Annotated in this window: 15 protein-coding genes; 9 read left to right on the top strand and 6 right to left on the bottom strand. The window is 73.5% G+C overall.

Annotation, left to right across the window (positions count from 1 at the left end; all coding sequences use genetic code 11):
• Positions 1 to 3 precede the first annotated feature (3 nt).
• Together ABT238_RS29625 and ABT238_RS29620 are read right to left on the bottom strand one after the other, a co-directional pair.
• A complete protein-coding gene (locus tag ABT238_RS29625) occupies positions 4 to 2,019 on the bottom strand; it encodes a glycosyltransferase family 2 protein (protein WP_350800344.1) in 2,016 nt (671 codons plus the stop codon).
• 439 nt (positions 2,020 to 2,458) lie between these two features.
• Complete coding sequence (locus ABT238_RS29620) at positions 2,459 to 3,895, bottom strand: 3-oxoacid CoA-transferase (protein WP_350800335.1); 1,437 nt, start codon at positions 3,893 to 3,895, stop codon at positions 2,459 to 2,461.
• Positions 3,896 to 4,311: 416 nt separating this feature from the next.
• Between ABT238_RS29620 and ABT238_RS29615 the strand changes: the two genes are divergently transcribed.
• The 6 genes from ABT238_RS29615 to ABT238_RS29590 all read left to right on the top strand — a co-directional run bounded on the left by ABT238_RS29615 (position 4,312) and on the right by ABT238_RS29590 (position 10,285).
• Positions 4,312 to 5,562 carry a substrate-binding domain-containing protein gene (locus ABT238_RS29615; protein WP_350800324.1) on the top strand — a complete coding sequence of 417 codons (1,251 nt, stop codon included), beginning with the start codon at positions 4,312 to 4,314 and terminating at the stop codon, positions 5,560 to 5,562.
• A gap of 86 nt (positions 5,563 to 5,648) precedes the next feature.
• On the top strand, positions 5,649 to 6,389 hold the full coding sequence (locus tag ABT238_RS29610) for an ABC transporter ATP-binding protein (protein ID WP_350800321.1): 741 nt from the start codon (positions 5,649 to 5,651) through the stop codon (positions 6,387 to 6,389).
• Complete coding sequence (locus ABT238_RS29605; RefSeq protein ID WP_350800306.1) at positions 6,386 to 7,156, top strand: ABC transporter ATP-binding protein; 771 nt, start codon at positions 6,386 to 6,388, stop codon at positions 7,154 to 7,156. The genes ABT238_RS29610 and ABT238_RS29605 overlap by 4 nt, the downstream gene beginning before the upstream one ends.
• Positions 7,156 to 8,022, top strand: a complete 867-nt coding sequence (locus ABT238_RS29600; protein WP_350571818.1) for a branched-chain amino acid ABC transporter permease — start codon at positions 7,156 to 7,158, stop codon at positions 8,020 to 8,022. Before ABT238_RS29605 ends, ABT238_RS29600 begins: the two co-directional genes overlap by 1 nt.
• 161 nt (positions 8,023 to 8,183) lie before the next feature.
• Positions 8,184 to 9,281, top strand: coding sequence for a branched-chain amino acid ABC transporter permease (locus ABT238_RS29595; RefSeq protein WP_502891475.1), 1,098 nt, complete (start codon positions 8,184 to 8,186; stop codon positions 9,279 to 9,281).
• Positions 9,282 to 9,421: 140 nt separating this feature from the next.
• A complete protein-coding gene (locus tag ABT238_RS29590) occupies positions 9,422 to 10,285 on the top strand; it encodes an alpha/beta fold hydrolase (protein ID WP_350571820.1) in 864 nt (287 codons plus the stop codon).
• Positions 10,286 to 10,302: 17 nt separating this feature from the next.
• Here the strand turns inward: ABT238_RS29590 and ABT238_RS29585 are convergent, their stop codons facing one another.
• Positions 10,303 to 11,598, bottom strand: coding sequence for a polysaccharide deacetylase family protein (locus ABT238_RS29585; RefSeq protein ID WP_350571822.1), 1,296 nt, complete (start codon positions 11,596 to 11,598; stop codon positions 10,303 to 10,305).
• A gap of 251 nt (positions 11,599 to 11,849) precedes the next feature.
• Entirely contained in the window at positions 11,850 to 12,446 is a 597-nt protein-coding gene (locus ABT238_RS29580) for a DedA family protein (RefSeq protein WP_350571824.1), read from the bottom strand.
• A gap of 606 nt (positions 12,447 to 13,052) precedes the next feature.
• Between ABT238_RS29580 and ABT238_RS29575 the strand changes: the two genes are divergently transcribed.
• Entirely contained in the window at positions 13,053 to 14,168 is a 1,116-nt protein-coding gene (locus tag ABT238_RS29575; RefSeq protein WP_350800273.1) for an LLM class flavin-dependent oxidoreductase, read from the top strand.
• A 34-nt stretch (positions 14,169 to 14,202) separates the two neighbouring features.
• Here ABT238_RS29575 and ABT238_RS29570 read toward each other — a convergent pair whose 3' ends face one another.
• Both ABT238_RS29570 and ABT238_RS29565 read right to left on the bottom strand, forming a co-directional pair.
• Positions 14,203 to 16,464: a putative bifunctional diguanylate cyclase/phosphodiesterase gene (locus ABT238_RS29570; RefSeq protein WP_350800258.1), complete on the bottom strand. Its 2,262-nt coding sequence runs from the start codon at positions 16,462 to 16,464 to the stop codon at positions 14,203 to 14,205.
• Positions 16,465 to 16,906: 442 nt separating this feature from the next.
• On the bottom strand, positions 16,907 to 17,335 hold the full coding sequence (locus ABT238_RS29565; RefSeq protein ID WP_350571830.1) for an OsmC family protein: 429 nt from the start codon (positions 17,333 to 17,335) through the stop codon (positions 16,907 to 16,909).
• Positions 17,336 to 17,667: 332 nt separating this feature from the next.
• Between ABT238_RS29565 and ABT238_RS29560 the strand changes: the two genes are divergently transcribed.
• The gene (locus tag ABT238_RS29560; protein ID WP_350800237.1) at positions 17,668 to 18,051 is read left to right on the top strand and encodes a chorismate mutase; all 384 of its coding nucleotides are present in this window, start codon (positions 17,668 to 17,670) and stop codon (positions 18,049 to 18,051) included.
• A 130-nt stretch (positions 18,052 to 18,181) separates the two neighbouring features.
• Positions 18,182 to 18,988, top strand: coding sequence for a signal peptidase I (gene lepB, locus ABT238_RS29555; protein ID WP_350571479.1), 807 nt, complete (start codon positions 18,182 to 18,184; stop codon positions 18,986 to 18,988).
• Positions 18,989 to 19,026: the final 38 nt, after the last annotated feature.

Below are 19,026 nucleotides of genomic sequence, written 5' to 3'. Positions count from 1 at the left end.
TCGTCATCCCCTCGTGGCGGGTGCGGAGGTCGGTGCGGCGGCGGCGGGGTCCGGGTCGGACGCGGGTGCGGACGCGGGTGCGGAGGTGGGTGCGGGGTTCGGCTCGGGTACCGGGGTGGCGGTGGCCGCCCCGGTCGGGGCGAGCGAGAGCGTGGAGACGGGCCTGGCCCGGCGTCGGCGCACGGCGTCCGCGGCGAGCAGCAGCATCGGCAGCAGGCTGAGGAGGAGGGCCAGGCAGGCCCACGTCCGCATGGCGACGTGGTCGTGGCCGGTCCGGAAGGAGGCCGCGACGGCGCCGCCGAACACCAGGGCCCAGAACAGGTGGAGACGGAAGGTGGCCGGCCGGTCCGGGCTGGTCGAGGCACCCTTCGGTGTCACCACGAACCTGCTGCGGATCCGCAGCAGGGCCTGAAGAAACGATGCTGCGTAGATCGGACCGCACAGCGCCGACATCACCATGCCCGCCACGCCCGACGAACCCGCCGGCTCGTGCGGGCTCACGTTGTGCTTGCGGTTCCAGGTGTAGAGCAGCATCTGCAGCGCGGCCGCGTCGCTGTAGAGCGCCATCCAGATATCGGACGACACGTGGACGCCGGAGGCGCCGAACCCCAGGTAGAGCACGCTGGACACCCCGCCGAGCAGCCAGGTCAGCGCCGCCATCGGGTAGAAGGAGACCATCAGCGTGTAGTTCAGCAGCCGCCCCGGCGACAACCCCCGTGCCGCTTTCGCGAACTGGGTCAGCAGGGTCTCGTACGTGCCCCGGCTCCAGCGCAGTTGCTGGGAGAAGAAGTCCGTCCAGGAGGACGGCCCCTCGCCGACCGCCAGCACGTCCGGGGTGTAGACCGACTTCCAGCGCGCGCCGGTGGCCGGGTTGCGGCTGCGGTGGAACTCCAGGCCGGTGGCCATGTCCTCGGTGACCGAGTCGTACAGTCCGCCGATCGAGCGCAGCGCCTCGATCCGGACGGCGTTGTTGGTGCCGACGAACATCGGCGCGCCGTAGCGGTTCCCGGCCCGCTGGACCAGGGCGTGGAAGAGGTACTGCTGGCTCTCCGAGAACCTGGTGACCAGCGAACCCGAACTGCGGTAGTTCCCGTACACCTGCGGGCCGACCACGAACGCCACGTCGGGGTCGCGGAAGTAGCCGAGCATGCGCTCGCAGAACTCCGGCAGCGGCACGTGGTCGGTGTCCACCGAGATCCAGAAGTCGTAGTCGGCGCCGTACGCCTGGAGCCAGCTGTTGTAGTTGCCGTGCTTGGTCCTGGCACGGAACCGGCCCTTGCGGGTGTTCCACTGCTCGATCTCGTCGCGGCTGAAGTGGCGCGCGCCCAAGGCGATGCAGAGCTCGCGCATGTCGGGGTCGTTCCCCTCGTCCAACAGCCAGACCTCGTACGGGCCTTCGTGCCGGACGGCGAGGGCGGCGGTGAGCGTGGCGCGCACCATCTCGGGCGGCTCCTTGCCCGGGACGCAGGTGGTGAGGAACGCGACCCGGGTGCCGGGTTCGGGCGCCACCGGTACCGGGTCGCGGGCGGCGAGCGTCGCGTGGGCGTTGGAGACGACGGTGACCAGCCGGAACGCCTCGACCACCGCGATGATCCCGAGCATCACCTTGTCGCCGACCAGCAGCCAGGTGTCGGTCTCGCCCGGCCTGACCGGCCAGTGGCCCGGTTGCAGCAGCCAGACCAGCAGCGCGCCCTCGACCAGGGGCGCGGCCAGCAGGAGCAGCGCCGCCCGGATGCGGTGCGGTTCGCGGCTCAGCAGGCTGCGGTACTGCACCCGGTAGGGCTCCTCCACCGCGCCGGCCTCGACCGCTCGGCCGGCGAGACGGCTGAAGTAGGCGTAGTCGTAGGGGGCTTCGGGAACGGCGACCGGTTCCGGGGCGGGGGCCGCGGCGTCGGCGGGGTCGGGGGCGGGGGCCGCGGCGGGGCCGGGGGCGGGGGCGGGGGCCGCGGCGGGGCCGGGGGCGGGGACCGGAGTGGGTGGTTCCGCGCCCTTCGCCCGACGCGAGAACGGCCCGGCCATGTGCGCTCCCCCCGTGGCCGGCCGCGCGGACCCGCCTCTTCGTGCGTGCTCCGACCGGGGGTGTGCGACCCGGTGCGCCGCACGGTCGCGCGGCGGCGGACCGGTCCCCGGAGCCCAGCCCCGATGCCCGGCCACCGTCGGTTCAACCGCTCCGCCTCCGGTGGGCCGGGCGGTCCCGGTGGTTCCGGTGGTTCCGGCCGTTCCGGTGGCCCCAGCCGTTCCGGACCGTCAAGCGTGACGCGTCCCCGGACTCCCTTCCGGGGACACCGGGGATCCCCGGGCTTCCCCAACTGTCGCGGAGGGCCCGCCTGATTGCAACCGGTCCGAAAGACGATCAGCGTGCGGGGACGGGGATCTGGCGATTCCCGGCCAATCGCGGGTGCGTCGGTGCTATGGGGGACGAATCGTGTACGGGCGCCCGGGGTTCGGTCTCAGCGGTTCAGCGGATGGGCCGGACCGGCGGCAGCAGGGCGGCCCCGGTCGCGGCCCGCACCTCGTCGGCGGTGACTCCGGGAGCCGTCTCCACCAGCCGCAGCCCCTCCGGCGTCACGTCGATCACCGCGAGATCGGTGACGATCCGGTCCACGACCCCTCGGCCCGTGGCGGGAAGTGAGAGCCGCTCGACGATCTTCGGCGAGCCGTCCCGCGCGGTGTGCTCCATCACGACGATCAGCCGCCGGGCGCCGTGCACCAGGTCCATGGCGCCGCCCATGCCCTTGACCGTCCTGCCCGGGATCATCCAGTTGGCGAGGTCCCCCGTGGCGGAGACCTGCATCGCACCGAGCACCGAGACGTCGATGCGGCCCGCCCGGACCATGCCGAAGGAGAAGGCGGAGTCGAAGGTCGAGGCCCCGGGGGCGAGCGTCACGGTCTCCTTCCCGGCGTTGATCAGGTCGGGGTGCTCGTCGCCCTCCGCCGGGTACGGGCCGACGCCCAGGACACCGTTCTCGGACTGCAGCACCACGTGCACGCCGGGCGGGAGGTGGTCGGGGATCAGCGTGGGCAGGCCGATGCCCAGGTTGACGTACTGGCCGTCGCGCAGTTCGCGCGCGGCCCGCGCGGCGAGCGCGCTCCGGGCGTCGAGGGCGGTGCCGTCGGTGCCGTCGGTCTCGTGGGTGCTCGCCGTGGTCACCGCGCGGACGGTGCGCCGTTCGATCCGCCGGTCCTGCGGGTCGGCGGCGACCACCCGGTCCACGTACACCCCCGGCAGGTGGACGGCGTCCGGGTCCAGCTCGCCCGGCTCGACGATCCGGTCCGCCTCGACGACGGTGATCCGCCCGGCCGTCGCGCAGAGCGGATTGAAGTTCCGGGCCGCGGCGTGGAACACGCAGTTGCCGTGCCGGTCCGCGACCTCGGCGCGGATCAGCGCGAAGTCCGCCGTGATGGCCTCCTCCAGCAGGTAGCGGCGGCCGCCGAACTCCCGGACCGTCTTCGGCGGCGAGGCCACCGCGACCGAACCGTCCGCCGCGTAGCGCCACGGCAGGCCGCCCTCCTCGACCTGGGTGCCGATCCCGGCGGGCGTGAAGAACGCCGGGATCCCCGCGCCACCGGCCCGCAGCCGCTCGGCGAGCGTGCCCTGCGGCGTCAGCTCCACCTCCAGTTCGCCGGAGAGGTACTGCCGCGCGAACTCCTTGTTCTCACCGACGTAGGAGGAGGTCATCCGGGCGATCCGCCCGGCCCGCAGGAGCAGCCCCAGTCCCCAGTCGTCCACCCCGCAGTTGTTCGACACCACCCGCAGCCCGGTGGTGTCGCTGGCCGCGAGCGCGCCGATCAGCGTGCTGGGGATGCCGCAGAGGCCGAAGCCGCCGACGGCGAGCACCGCGCCGTCGGGGATGTCGCGGACCGCGTCCGCAGCGGAGTCCAGGACCTTGTCCAAGGTGTCACCTCATGAGGGGATCGGGAGTGGAGTGGAGGGGAGGGAGGGGAGCGGAGCGGAGGGGGAACACGGGAGCGGCGGGAGCGGCTGGCGCCGCCTGCGGGCCGCGGGGGTCGCCGGGGCCGCGGGGGTCGCCGACGCGCCGGAACTGCCGGGACCTGCGGCGGACCGTGGCCCCGAACCAACCGTCACGTCGGCCGGCCCTCCGCGACCATGGCGGCCACCGCCACGCCGTGCCGGGGACACATGGCGCGCGACCACACCGGGACGCCGCCGGGCCGTCGTCCGGCGGGCGGTATGGAGCCGACCGCCACAGCCACGCGGGCTGATGCGTCGGCCGGGCACATGTCGCCGCCCGCACGCCCCACCTACGGTTCCGGCAACCACCCCCACAGCACCCCCAGGAGCCGGTCACCATGCGCAGCTCGAAAGTCCCCACCACGACCCGCTCCGGCATCCGCCCCGCGCGCGGGCTCGCCGCCGTCGCGGCCTGCGTCCTCCTCGCGGCCGGCTGCGCCAAGGCCGGCACCGCGGGCACCGGGGCGGCGGACGGCGCCGGTGCCAAGAGCCCGGTCAAGGTCGGCCTGGTCTACTCCAAGACCGGTCCGCTCGCCGCGTACGGCAAGCAGTACCTGGAGGGCTTCAAGGCGGGGCTGAACTACGCGACCAAGGGCACCGGCGCGGTCGACGGCCACCGGATCGAGTTCGAGGAGCAGGACGACGCGGGCGACCCGGCCAAGGCGGTGTCGGCCGCCAAGGATCTCATCGGCAAGGGGCACAAGATCCTGGCCGGCTCCACCGCCTCCGGCGTCGCCCTGCAGGTCGGCCCGATCGCCGCCCAGAACAAGGTGCTCTTCATCAGCGGCCCGGCCGCCGCCGACAAGGTCACCGGACTCAACAAGTACACCTTCCGCTCCGGCCGCCAGTCCTACCAGGACATCCGGACGGCGGCCTCGTTCATCGGCGACGCCAAGGGCCGTAAGGTCACCGTGCTCGCCCAGGACAACGCCTTCGGACAGGCCAACGTGGCCGCCGTCAAGGCCGTGCTGGGCGCCCAGGGGGCGACGGTCGACGCGGTGCTCGCCCCGCCGAGCGCGACCGACCTGACACCGTTCGCGACCCAGGCCAAGAGCGCCAAGCCCGACCTGCTGTTCGTGGCCTGGGCCGGCGACACCTCGGCGGCCCTCTGGACGGCGCTCAACCAGCAGGACGTCTTCGCGGACACCAAGGTCGTCACCGGACTGGACCTCGCCGCCTCCTACCCGCTGTTCGGGCCGGCCGGCGAGAAGATCTCCTTTCTGAACCACTACTTCGGCGGGGCCGCCGGCACCCCGGTGGAGAAGGCCATGGACGAGGCCGTGACCGCGGGCGGCGGCAAGTCCGACATCTTCACCCCGGACGGCTTCACCGCCGCCCAGATGATCGTGCACGCCGTCGAGGCCACCAAGGGCTCGGCCGACGACACCGCCGCCCTGGTGAAGGCCCTCGAAGGCTGGAGCTTCGACGGGGTCAAGGGCCGGACCACGGTGCGTGCCGAGGACCACGCCCTCCTCCAGCCGATGTTCCAGGTCCGGCTCACCGGCACCGGTACGGCCGCCAAGCCCTCGGTCGAGAAGGCGCTGACCGCCGACGAGGCGGCGCCCCCGGTCACCCCGATGGCGGGCTGATCACCGTGCCCCGACCTACCTCCTCCCCTCCGCCCGTTCCTGTTCGGGCGCCCCACGGCGGTTCTCCGGCCGCCGGGACCACCCCGGTGCTGCGGGCGACCGGCCTGGGCTGGTCCGTCCGCGGTGTACCGATCGTCGAGGACGTCTCCTTCGCTGTCTCGGAAGGCGAGTTCATCGCCTTCATCGGACCCAACGGCGCGGGCAAGACCTCCCTGTTCAACCTGATCTCCGGCCTGTACCCGGCGAGCCACGGCGGGCTCGAACTCGACGGCGCCGACATCACCGCTGAGCCCGTCCACGCCCGAGCCCGCCGTGGCCTCGGCCGGACCTTTCAGACCTCCTCCCTGTGGCCCGGGATGACGGTGGCGGACCACGTCCGCCTCGCCGCGCAGGCCGCCGCCGGGCCCCGGGTCTCGTACCGGCTCTGGCGCCGCGCCGCCCGCTACCCGGAGCAGGTCGCCGACATCCTGGAACGCACCGAACTCGCCCACCGCGCCGACACCCTGGCGAGCGCGCTCTCCCACGGCGAGAAGCGCAAACTCGAACTCGCCGTCCTGTTGGTCTCCGACCCGCGGCTCATCCTGCTGGACGAGCCGATGGCCGGGGTCAGCGCGGAGGAGGTACCGGCCCTCACCGCCCTCATCCGCTCCGTCCACCGTGACCTCGGACGCACCGTGCTGATGGTGGAGCACCACATGGACGTCCTGCTCGGCCTGGCCGACCGCCTGGCCGTGATGCACCACGGCACACTGCTCGCCCTGGACGCACCGGACGCCGTGATGGCCGACTCCACCGTGCAACAGGCCTACCTGGGGGAGGCGTTGTGACCGGGCCCGAGTCCTCCGCCTCCGACCGCTCCCTCCTCTCCGTCCGTGATCTGCGGGTGGTCATCGACGGGCTGCACATCCTGCACGGCGTCGACTTCGACGTCGCGCCGACCGGTGTGACGGCCCTGCTGGGCCGCAACGGCGCCGGCAAGACCACCACCGTCAAGGCCGTGATGGGCCTGGTGCCGAGGACCGGGAGCATTCGCTTCGCCGGCACCGAACTCGCCTCCCTTCCCACGCACCTGGTGGTCCGCCAGGGCGTCGGCTACGCCCCGGAGGACCGCGGGATCTTCGCCGGTCTGACGGTCGCCGAGAACCTCCGCCTCGCCGAACGCGGCGGGGGAGAGCCCGACTACCGGCTGGTCCACGAGCTGTTCCCCGAACTCGAACGACGAGCGGGCCAGTTGGCCGGCACGCTCTCCGGCGGGCAGCAGCAGATGGTGGCCATCGGCCGGACCCTGCTCAACCGGAACCGGCTGATCATCGCGGACGAGCCCACCAAGGGCCTGGCGCCGAAGATCGTCGGCGAGGTGGCCGAGGTGCTGGCCCGCGCCGCGCAGGCCGTGCCGGTCCTGCTGGTCGAACAGAACCTCGCCCTGGTCCGCCGGCTGGCCGGGACCTGCGCCGTCCTGGCGGACGGCCGCACCGCCCACCGGGGCGACACCGCCGAGCTGTTGGCCGACGAGGACGCCGCCCGCCGGCTGCTCGGCGTCGGCGGCCGACGCCCCGGTGGCACCGCCCCCGCACCTACGGAGGTGAACCTCTGATGGACACCGTCGTCCTCCTCTCCTGTACCGGGCTGGGCCTGGGAGCGCTGTACTTCCTGGTCGCCTCCGGTCTGTCGCTGATCTTCGGTCTGATGGACGTGCTCAACTTCGCGCACGGCGCCCTGCTCTCGATCGGCGCCTACGCCACCTGGTGGGCGGGGGCCGAGGCCGGTCTCTCCTTCTGGCTCGCCGTGCCCTTCGGCACGCTGGTCGGAACGGCCGCCGCCGTCCTGCTGGAACTCGCCCTGATCCGCCCGCTCTACAGCCGCCCGCGCGACCAGATCCTCGCCACCGTCGGCGTCGGGCTGGCCGTGCCCGCGCTGCTGATGGGCATCTGGGGTGCCGACGCCCGCCCCTTCCCGCAGCCGGCGCTGCTCTCCGGCACCTGGCACGTGCTCGGTGCGACCGTCCCGGTGAACCGCTTCGTGCTCGTGGCCGCGGCCGTGCTGCTCCTGCTCGCTCTGAAGGTGTTCCTCGCCCGGACCCGGTACGGCCTGATCGTCCGGGCCGGAGTCGAGGACCGGGCGATGGTCACCGCGCTCGGCATCGACGTCCGCAAGGCGTTCACACTCGTCTTCGCCATCGGGGGCGCCGCCGCCGCGCTCGGCGGCGCCCTCGGCGGCCTCTACTTCGGTTCGGTCAATCCTGGCCAGGGCACCGGTCTGCTCGTCTTCGCCTTCGTCGTGGTCGTGATGGGCGGCATGGGCTCCGTCACCGGTGCCGCCGTCGCCTCGGTGTGCGTGGGCCTGGTGCAGCAGTTCGCCAACTACTACACCGCCGCCGGCCTCGGCGACCTCTCGGTCGTCGTCCTGCTGGCCGTCCTGCTCCTGGTACGACCCCGTGGACTCACCGGGAGGCTCGCGTGAGTGCAAAGACCCCCGCCGCGAGCACCGGTGGCACCGCCGCCGACCGCACCGCCGGGACCGTTCGTCCCGGCACTGACATCGACGCCGCCGAAGGCCGTCCGGGAGGTCCCGAACGGACTGGAATCGCTCGAACAGGTGAATCGATCACAAATCGCTCGACAATCCTGCGCCGAGGGCTACGCTCGTGGCCGATCGCTCTGCTGATCCTGCTCCTTGTCGCCCCATACAGTGCGCTTCCCGTCCCGGGACTGCTCGACGGCCCGCTCGGCAGCCCCGGGAGTCTCCAACTCATCGCCCTGTGCCTGCTCTACGGGGCCCTCGCCTCCGGCTACGACCTCCTGCTCGGCCGTACCGGACTGCTCTCCTTCGGCCACGCGCTCTACTTCGCGACCGGCCTCTACGCCACCGACCTCGCCATGCTGGAGCTCCGGCTGCCGTTCGCGGCGGCGGCCGTCTTCGGCGTCGCCTGCACCGTCGCGCTGGCCCTGCTGCTCGGCTCGGTCAGCCTCCGCGTCACCGGCATCGGCTTCTCCATGGTCACCCTGGCCTTCGCGCAGGCCGGTTCGATCCTCGTCCAGCGCAACCCCGGTGGCCTGACCGGCGGCGAGGAGGGCCGGTCGGCGCCGGCCGACCGACTGCCCGCCGCCCTCCTGGGCATCGAGAACACCGCCAACCTCTACTGGATCGCCCTCGCCTACCTGGTCCTGACCCTTGCCGTCGTCCACTGGGCCGTCAGCTCCCCGGCCGGCCGGGTCTGGGAGGGCATCCGCGAGAACGAACGCCGGGTCGAGGTGCTCGGACTGCGGCCCTACGGCTACAAGTTGGTCGCCTTCGTACTCGCCGGAGGCCTCGCCGGGGCGGGCGGGGTGATCTACCTGCTGCTCACCGGTGGTGCGACCCCTCAGGCCGCCACGTCGGACGCGACCCTCTCGCTGCTGGTGATGGTCGTGCTCGGCGGATCCGGCACCCGTTGGGGCCCGCTGCTCGGCGGGGTCATCTACACCTGGGCCGGCCACCGGCTCGGCGACCTCGCCAACTCCACGGCCGTCGCCGACCTGCCGGCGATCCTGCGGGTCCCGCTCTCCCAGCCGCTCTTCCTGCTGGGTGGCCTCTTCGTCGCGGTGGTCTACGTCCTGCCGGGTGGCCTGGCCAGGCTGCCCGCCCGGATCCGCGCCGCCCGTTCCACCCGTTCGGCCCGCGCCGCCGGCCGGGTCGCCGTGCCGCCCGGCGCCAACCCCACAGGAGGTAGTCCAGCGTGAGCCAGTCCGAGAGTCCCTCGATACACCGGACGACCGACCGATCCGCCGATCCCGCTCCGCCGCCCGAGCGGTCCGGGGCCCCCGGCGGGCCGGCGGCACCGGAACAGCTGGGCGTCCCCGTCCCCGGCGGGGAACTGTCCGTGCTCCGCTGGCCCGCCACCGTGCCCGGCGCCCCGACCGTCGTGGCCGTGCACGGCATCACCGCGAACGGCCTCGCCTGGTTCGAGGTCGCCCGCCGGCTCGCCGGGCGGGCCACCCTGCTCGCGCCGGACCTGCGCGGGCGCGGTGGCAGCCGGGATCTCGGCGGCCCGTACGGACTGGCTCGCCACGCCGACGACGTGGCGGCCCTGATCGCCGCGCTCGACCTGGGGCCGACCGTCGTGGCCGGCCACTCCATGGGCGCCTGGGTGACGGCCCTGGCGGCCGTCCGCCACCCGGACCTCGTCAGCAGAGTGGTGCTGGTCGACGGCGCGGTCACCTTCCCGCTGCCCGAGGGTGTCAGCGAGGACGGTGCCCTGGCCGCCGTGCTCGGTCCGGCGCTGGCCAGGCTGTCGATGACCTTCCCCGACCGGCAGGCGTACCGCGACTTCTGGCAGCGGCACCCGGCCTTCGCCGACGACTGGTCCGACGGGATCGACGCCTACACCCAGCGCGATCTCGTCGGCGGGGAACCCGAGCTGCGCTCCTCCTGCGTGCTGGCGGCGGTCGAGACCGACGGGGCGCAGGTCCTGCTGGACCAGGAGGCGGCCGCCGCCGTGCACCGGCTGCCCTGCCCGGGCGAGCTGATCTGGGCGGAGCGCGGCCTCTTCGACGAGCCCCAGGGTCTCTACGACGAGAAGCGGCTCGCCGCCCTCGGGCTGGACCACACCCACCCGGTCGCGGTGTCCGGGGTGCCGGACACCAACCACTACTCGATCCTCTGGGGCACGGCCGGTGCCGAGGCGCTGGTCCGGGCCCTGCTCGGCACGGCTCCCGTCGCCGAGCAGCCGACGATCAGCCACTGAGCAGCCGTCGCGACGGGTCAGCCGGCCGTGCCGAGGAAGGACTCCCAGCCGCCGGCCGGCGCCTGTCCGACGTTGAGGGTGCGCAGCTTGCGGAGGGTGGACTGGTCCTGGACCTCCAGCCACTCGACGAGCTGCTTGAAGGAGACCAGCCGGACGTCGGGCTTGCCCGCGATGGTCTTGAGCGTCTCCTCGACGGCGTCCATGTAGATGCCGCCGTTCCACTGCTCGAAGTGGTTGCCGATGAAGAACGGCGCGCGGTTGCCGTTGTAGGCGCGGTCGAACCCGGCCAGGTAGGCGTCCCGGGCCTGGGTGCGCCAGTCGTTGTACTTGGCCGGGTCGCCCTTGGTGCTGCCGGCCGACTGGTTGGCCAGGACGTTGTAGTCCATGGAGAGGACCTGGAAGGAGTGCCCCGGGAAGGGGATGCTCTGCAGCGGGAGGTCCCAGACCTTGCCGTCCTGCACCTTCTGGGGCCAGATCTGCTGGCCGCCCGAGGAGCTGGCGTCGTACTTCCACCCCAGGTTGGCGATGGTCGGCAGCAGGGCTTTCTGCCCCTCCAGGCAGGGGGTGCGGCCGCCGACCAGCTCCTTCCGGTAGTCGAAGGGGAGCGGGTCGACGTCGGTGAAGCCGGTGTTGGTCCTCCACTGGGTCACGAAGCCGATGGCCTGGTCTATCTCGCTCTGCCAGTCCTCGGGGGTCCACTTGTTGACGCCGTTGCCGTCCGAGCGGGTCGAGCAGAAGTGGCCGTTGAAGTGGGTGCCTATCTCGTGGCCGGCCTGCCAGGCCTGGCTGATGAGCTTGAGGGTGTTCTTCACCGCGCCGTCCGACAGGTAGGGGATGTCGGAGGCGCCGACCCCGTGCTTCGGCGGGTGGTACAGGTCGGCCTTGCCCTTGGGCAGGGCGTAGATGCCGGAGAGGAAGAAGGTCATCGAGGCCTTGTGCTCCTCGGCGAGCTTGAGGAACCGGGGGAACTGGCCGTCCTCGGTGGCGCCGGCGCCGTCCCAGGAGAAGACGACGAACTGCGGCGGGCGCTCGCCCGGCTTGAGCTTCTCCGGCTTCGGCTGGTTCGGCTGCGGGCCGGTGTCGGAGGTCGAGCCGTCACCGATCGGCGTGCCCTTGGCCGGGGTCCCGGTGGGGGTGCCCGTGGTGGTCGGTCCGGCGCTGCCCGTGCCGGTGGTGGAGGCCGGGACGGAGCCGGGGGCCGATCCGGTGGGAGCGGTCGGGCCCGAGCCGCCCCCGGAACAGGCCGCCACCGCTCCGAGGGCCGCAGTCGCGGCGGTGGCTGTGAGCACGGTCCTGCGCGAGATGCTGCCCATGGTCTCCCCTGGCTGTCCGGACCGGGTCCTGGTCGCGACCGAGGCCGCGCCGGTCATATCGGACAATTGATTGATTATCCGTCGTTAGCATGTCATGCGAACACGGAGGTCACCAAGGGCCCGCGGTCCGCCGGGACTGAACACGCGGGGTACGCCTGTGCGGGATGCGAAGAAATGTCTTCTGTTGCCGTCCTGTGACGCTTCGCCCGATTCGTGGAAGGGGCGTTCGTGGAGGAACGGCCGCCGAGGCGTCAGCCGAGGGAGAGCCGGCGATTGCGGCGCACGACCCGCGCGATGGCGGTGCTCACCACGGTGGCGGCCGTGCAGGAGACCGCGAGGCTCAACCAGGCGGTTTCGAACCAGTGGCTGTTGAGCCAGCCCAGGGTCACGATGTACGCCGCCCAGATCATCGCGGCCAGTGCGGACCACCGCAGGAAGCGGTGGGGATGCGCGGGGGAGTGGCCGATGGCGAGGTCGAGGATGGTCCGCCCGGCCGGTACGAAGCGGGCGATCACCACCATGGCGGCCGCCGCCCGGGTGGTGCGCTCGTCCAGGGCCTGCTGGACCCGCGCCACACTGGCCGCCAGCTTCGGGCGGTGCTCCAGGCGCCGGTTGACCATCGGCGCACCACGGCGCGCCAGCCGGAGCAGCAGCAGATCGCCGAGGAAGGAGGCCGTGGCCACCCCGAGCCCGAGCAGCACGGGGGCGCCGTCTATCTGGGCCGTCTTGAGCACGGCGAGTATGACGAGCGTCCCGCTGGGAAGAAAGGGGAGGAAGGCGTCACCGAGGACGGCGCAGAGCGCCAGGGCACAGATCCACGAGGATCCGACCAGCGTCGCGATGTCCAAGACCGTTACTCCCTCCAGGCTGCCCGGGGGAGCAGTGGTTGCAGGGGACAACGCTAGCGCCTCGACTTTTCATGCCATGAAGCACCCCGGCTGTGCGCAGGGCCACAGCCGCCGCGTCCCGCAGTCGCCGTGTCCCGCAGCCGGTGCGGCGCGCCTCGGGCGGGGTGGGTGTCCGGCCCTGGGCCGCACATGGCACGAGCCCCCGGAGCGGGGTGCCGCTCCGGGGGCTCGCGGGGATCGGTCGGCGCTGGTCCAGCCCGACGATCTTGCTGGTGAGTGCGGATCCGGTTGGGTGATCCGCCTGAGCCCAAGCCTGCCGGAAGCCGGCCGCCGACCGCGAGCCCTCGGGCTGGCGACTTCCCGCGCTGGCGTGAAGTCGCCACGGGTGTTCGTCCGCTGGCTCTGCGTCAGCCTGCCGGCCCCCGGACGCCCCTCACGGAGCGGCCCGGCCGGCTCGCAGGTCGGACCGCCGGACGGGGAACAAGGGCACCCGGGGGCGGGGTTGACCAGTGTCGGCACCGGCCGCGGCACCGACCGCCACCGGTGGGCAGCACCGGTGGACCGCACCGGCGGACGGTACCGACCACGGCCAGGAGGACGGCAGGCATGACGAGCGAGGACAGGCAGGAGAACCAGCGGGAGAACGGGGCCGGGCAGCACCCCGCGGACGCCATCCGGGGCACCGTCCGGGGAACGGCGCCCGCCCCGCTGTCGATCCTCGACCTGGCCACCGTCGGGGCCGGTCACACACCCGCGCAGGCGCTCGCCGCGACCACCACCCTCGCCCGCAGCGCCGAACAGTGGGGCTACCACCGCTTCTGGGTGGCCGAGCACCACGGCATGCCCGGCGTCGCCAGCTCCACGCCCGCCGTCCTGCTGGCCCACCTCGGGGCCCACACCACCACCCTGCGCCTGGGCTCCGGCGGCGTGATGCTGCCCAACCACGCCCCGCTGGCGATCGCCGAGCAGTTCGGCCTGCTGGAGTCGCTCCACCCCGGTCGGATCGACATCGGCCTCGGCCGGGCCCCCGGCACCGACCAGGCCACCGCCAGGGCCCTGCGCCGGGGCCTCGGCGAGGGCGCCGACGACTTCCCCCGCCAGCTCGCCGAGCTGACCCACTTCCTCGACGGCAGCTTCCCCGCGGGACATCCGTACGAGCGGCTGACGGCCGTGCCGAAGGGGGAGGGGCGGCCGCCGGTCTGGCTGCTCGGCTCCTCCGGGTTCAGCGCCCAGCTGGCCGGCCGGCTCGGCCTGCCGTTCGCCTTCGCGCACCACTTCAGCAGCGCGAACACCGTCCCGGCGCTCGACCTCTACCGCTCGGAGTTCCGCCCCTCGGCGGTCCTCGACGAGCCGTACGCGCTGATCGGGGTGAGCGCGGTCGCGGCCGACGACGAGGCCTCCGCCCGCCGCCTCGCCCGCTCCGCGGCGCTCGGGATGCTGCGCCTGCGCCGGGGCAATCCGGGGCCGATCCCCACCCCCGAGGAGGCCGAGTCCTACCCGTACAGCCCGGTGGAGGCGGACTTCATCGACGAGTGGCTGGGCAATGTCGTCCTCGGCGCTCCGGGTGAGGTCGCCGACGGGCTGGAGGCGCTGCGCAAGCGGACCGGGGTGGACGAGCTGATGGTGACCTCGCACATCCACGGCCACGAGGCGCGGCTGCGGTCCTACGGGCTGATCGCCGAGGCGTACGGCCTGACCGGTACCCGGCCCGCGACCGCCTGAGCGGGCCCGGGGACACCCCGCCCCGGCGGCGCCCCTAGCGCCCGCCCGGGATGTCCCCGGCCTCCCGGACCTCCCGGACCTCGCGGCCGTCCCTGCCCTCGCGGCCGTCGCGGAGTATCGCCGCGACCAGCTCCGCCTCCCCGGGGCGGGCGAAGTACCAGCCCTGGGCGGTGTCGCAGCCGGTGAGCCGCAGCCGCTCGGCCTGGGCCGCGCTCTCGATGCCCTCGGCGGTCACCGTCAGGCCGAGCGTGTGGGCCAGCTGCACCATCGCGCCGACGATCTGCTCGTCGGCGTCACTGCGCCGCGAGCGGAGCTCGGGGAGCTCCGGCCGGCCGCCGGACGGGGCCGGGTCGCGGAACCCCTCGATGAAGGTGCCGTCCAGCTTCAGCACGTGCACCGGGAGCCGGGAGAGGTAGGCCAGGTTCGAGTAGCCCGTGCCGAAGTCGTCGATCGCGATGCGCACGCCCATGTCGGCGAGCGCCTGGAGCGCCTGGAGCGGGCGTCCGCCGGGGCCGAGCAGCGCGCTCTCGGTGATCTCCAGCTGCAGCAGCCGCGCCGGCAGGCCGGTGCGGTCGAGGGCCTGGGCGACGTCGGCGACCACGTCGGAGTCCCAGATCTGGCGGGCGGCCAGGTTGACGCTCACGAAGGTCTCGGTCTCGGGGAACTCGGTGAGCCAGCGCCGCGCCTGGCGGCAGGACTCCTCCAGGACCCACTTGCCGAGCGGCACGATCGCCCCGGACTCCTCGGCGAGCGGGATGAAGCGGTCCGGCGAGAGCGTCCCGTACCGGGGGTGGCGCCAGCGGACCAGGGCCTCGGCGCCGTGCACCGCGCCGTCGGCCAGGCCGACCAGCGGCTGGTACTCGATGGTGAACTCGCCGCGCTCCAGCGCCGGGCGCAGCGCGGTGGCCAGCAGCTGGCGGGTCAGCTGGTGGGCGCCCCGGTCGGGGTCGTAGAGCGTCCACCGGGCCCGGCCGTCGGCCTTGGACCAGTACAGGGTGGCGTCGGCGTCCTTGACCAGGTCGGTGGGCGTGGTCTCGTGCACGGAGCGCTCGACGACGCCGACGCTGGCGGTGACCACCAGCCGGTGCCCGGCCACGTCGAAGGGGCGCTCCAGCGCGTCGAGGATCCGTGCGGCGAGGTCGGTGAGCTGGTCGCTGCCGCGGCTGTCGGTCACCAGGACTGCGAACTCGTCGCCGCCCATCCGGGCGACCAGCTGGGTGCCGTGCGCGGAGAAGCCGCGCCGCAGGCGGGTCGCGACGGCGATCAGCAGCTGGTCACCGATGTGGTGGCCGAGGGCCTCGTTGATCGAGGCGAACCCGTCGAGGTCCAGGTAGCAGACGCCGACCCGGGGCCCGTCCGCCCCGGTCCCGCCGGCCGCGTCCCCGGCGGCCTCGACGACCCCGGCGAGGCCGGCGCCCCCGGCAACCGCCGTAACGGCGGCACCCCCGGCGCCCGCGGCGGGGACGCCGACCGCGCCGGTGGCCCGGTCGGGGGTGAGGCAGGCGGCGTCGAGGCGTTCGAAGAAGTACGTCCGGTTGGGCAGCCGGGTCAGTGGATCGTGCAGGGCCTGGTACTCCAGGCGGTCGCCGAGGCGGCGCTGTTCGGTGATGTCCTCGACCAGGGCGAGCGTGTACAGCGGGCCGCCCTCGGCGTCCCGGATCAGCGAGACGGTCACCTTGCTCCAGACCGTCCGCCCCGCGCGGTGCTTGAGCTGCTTCTCGACCCGGAGCCGCTCGTGCTCGCCGTGCACGAGCGCGCGGAACAGCCGGCGCGGCATGCCCTCGGGGTCGACGATCTCGTGGATGTGGGTCCCCACCAGGTCGTCGACGGTGCGGCCGGTCAGCGCGGCGAAGGCGGGGTTGACCTCGATGATCCGGTCCTCGGGATCGATCAGGGCCATGCCGATGCCGGCGTCGCAGAAGGCGGCCCGCAGCCGGGACTCGCTGGCCCGCAGGGCGGCCAGCTGCCGGTCGTCGCCCCCGGTCACCGGCCGTCCGTCCGTACCGCTGCCGTCCGTGCCAGTGCCGTCCGTGCCAGTGCCGTCAGATCCGCCGCCGTCCGTGCCACCGCCGTGGGTACCGCCGCCGTGGGCGGCGAGCGGGGCCGAGCAGGCGGGGCAGTGGAGGGCGCCGTCGCCGACCGGGTGGCCCTGCGGCCCGGCCAGGGCGGCTCGCAGCGCGCCGCCGGCGGTGCCGGTGGTCCTGCCGTTGGCCGTGCTGCCGGCCGTGCCATTGGCCGGGGCGGCGTGGAGGGCGGGCGGCGGGAGGCGGCGTGGCCGTGGTTCCTCGTGCCGCACGCCTGGGTGGTGTGCGTCGGCCCCCTCGTTCTGGCCCGGCACGGCATGCTCCCGTCCGCTGCTGACGCTTGACGCTGGTCCGGCCGGTCACCCGACTTCGGCGGCCGGCTCCGCGCTCTGCCGCACTCGCGGAGGCCGGACTCCGGTGCGGGACGCTCGGGACGGAGCGGCCGGGTGGAACCCGCCTGAGGAACCGTGAGGAACAGGGCGCTGCGGCCGATCATAAGACGCGATGGCAACGCGCGGTGACCGCCGCCGGAGTGATTCGTCTGGTTTGGGGGCAAGTGTGGTGATACATGCGGACGCCCCCGGTGCACATCACATGATGTGCACCGGGGGCGTGTGCTCCGAGCGTGCGCCCTCGGGCTCCGGTCCAGCGCTGGACGCGCGACCGGCCGCAGCCGTGGGGCGCACCGCGGACCGGGAAGGCCGGTCGGTCGGGTCAGCCGGCCAGGTTGGCCGTGAGGGTGATGGTGGTGCCGGTCAGGGCCTGGCTCACCGGGCAGTTCGCCTTGGCGTCCTCGGCGGCCTTCACGAAGCCGGCCTCGTCCAGCCCGGGCACCTCGCCGGTGACCGTCAGGTGGATGCCGGTGATGCCGGTGCCCGGCTGGAAGGTGACGTCGGCCTGGGTGTCGAGCTTGGTGGGCGGGGTGCCCGCGCCGGTCAGACCGTGCGAGAGGGCCATCGAGAAGCAGGCGGAGTGCGCGGCCGCGATGAGCTCCTCCGGGCTGGTCTTGCCGTTCGGGGCCTCGGCGCGGGCCGGCCAGGAGACCGGGTACTCGCCGATGCCGGACGACGCGAACGTCACCTGGCCCTTGCCGTCGACCAGGTTGCCTTCCCAAGCGGTGCGGGCGGTGCGGGTGGTTGCCACGATCGGTACCTCCGTTACTGAGGAACTGCTGCTTCGTCACGTCCGGTCATGCCGTGACTCAGCCTACGGGCAGGTCGGGGGCTTGCCACAAGTAGCGCACCGGCCCGCCGCGTCCGAAAATGCCCCAGGGGTGCGCGCGGGCCGGGCCGTGCGCGGGCGGACCCCGGCAGCTCGGAGCCCGGTCCGCGGGTCGCTCCGTGTGCCGTCCGTATCGTGGACGGTTGGGCCGAATGGTGCGGGCCCGTGCCGGGCGCCCTGTTAGATTGGCCCGGGCCCGGGCCCGGCCGCAGCACGGTCGGGCGCACCACCGACAGAGCCGCGGAGCCGCCCCGATGACGGACCACCCCACGACCCCCGACGCCGGACTTCCCGAGGGGGTCGACGATGCCGTGCGGGCCGAGCTGACCAGCTTGCGCGAGAGCATCGACAACATCGACGCCGCGGTGGTCCACATGCTGGCCGAGCGCTTCAAGGCGACCCAGCGGGTCGGCCGGCTCAAGGCCGAGCACAAGCTCCCGCCGGCCGATCCGGCCCGCGAGCGCACCCAGATCAAGCGTCTGCGCGAACTGGCCGCGGGCGCGCACCTGGACCCGGTGTTCGCGGAGAAGTTCCTCAACTTCATCATCGCCGAGGTCATCCGCCACCACGAGGCCATCGCGAGCGACGCCGTGACCGGCGGCGCGACCGGCGGTGTGACGGGTGGCGCCCGCGCCTGACGGCCGGCCCCGCCGACGGGTCCCGCGGGGCCGGCGGGATGTCTGGTGCGGGTAAACGACCGATTTCGCCTGGCTCCCCGGTTGGCGTAGCGTGCAGGTTCCCCCGCAGCCGGAGAGTGGAGCAGCGACGATGGCGGTGAACCTGCCCGATACGCACGGCGGCGAGGCCGGGGCCGGGCCCGCCGCCCCGGTCGGGGGCCGGGCCGAGGCCCGGCGGGCGCGCCGCGCCGCCGAGGGCCGCCGGAGCGGGTCGCCGAAGAAGGCGCGCAAGTCCGGTCCCCGCAAGTCCGGCCGCCGGCCGCGGCCGTGGTGGATCGAGATCCCGGCGATGGCGGCGGTCGGCCTGGTGGTCGCCCTGCTGATCAAGACCTGCCTGTTCCAGGTGTTCACCATCCCCTCCGGTTCGATGGAGAACACCCTGCGGATCGGTGACCGGGTCGCCGTGAACAAGCTCGCCCCGCTGACCGGCTGGGAGCCGGAGCGGGGCCAGCCGGTGGTGTTCAAGGACCCGGGGGAGTGGCTGCCGCCGCAGCCGACCGGCGGGAACCCCGTCACCAACGCGCTGGGCTCGGTGCTCTCCTTCGTCGGCCTGGTGCCGCCCAAGGACGACAACTACCTGGTCAAGCGGGTCATCGCGACGGGCGGGCAGACCGTCCAGTGTTCGGGCACCACGCTGACCGTCGACGGCGCCGCGGTCGACGAGCCGTACCTGCACCCCGGGAACGACTCCTGCGCCGGGATGGACTTCGGTCCGGTGACGGTGCCGCAGGGCTACGTCTGGGTCGAGGGCGACCACCGCAGCGACTCCGCGGACTCGCGCTACCACCAGCACGGCCCCGGCGGCGGGGCCGTGCCGGTGGAGAACGTGGTCGGCCCGGTGTCGGCCGTCGTCTGGCCGCTCGGCCACCTCGACTGGTTCGGCTGGGTCGGCCGCTGACCCCGCCCGGGGCGACGCGCCTCGGCCCGTACCCCGTT

The organism is Kitasatospora sp. NPDC001527, assembly GCF_040298605.1.
In the GTDB taxonomy this organism is placed as follows: domain Bacteria; phylum Actinomycetota; class Actinomycetes; order Streptomycetales; family Streptomycetaceae; genus Kitasatospora.
Note: the sequence above shows the minus strand (reverse complement) of the source record. Positions and strands in the feature narration are given on the sequence as shown.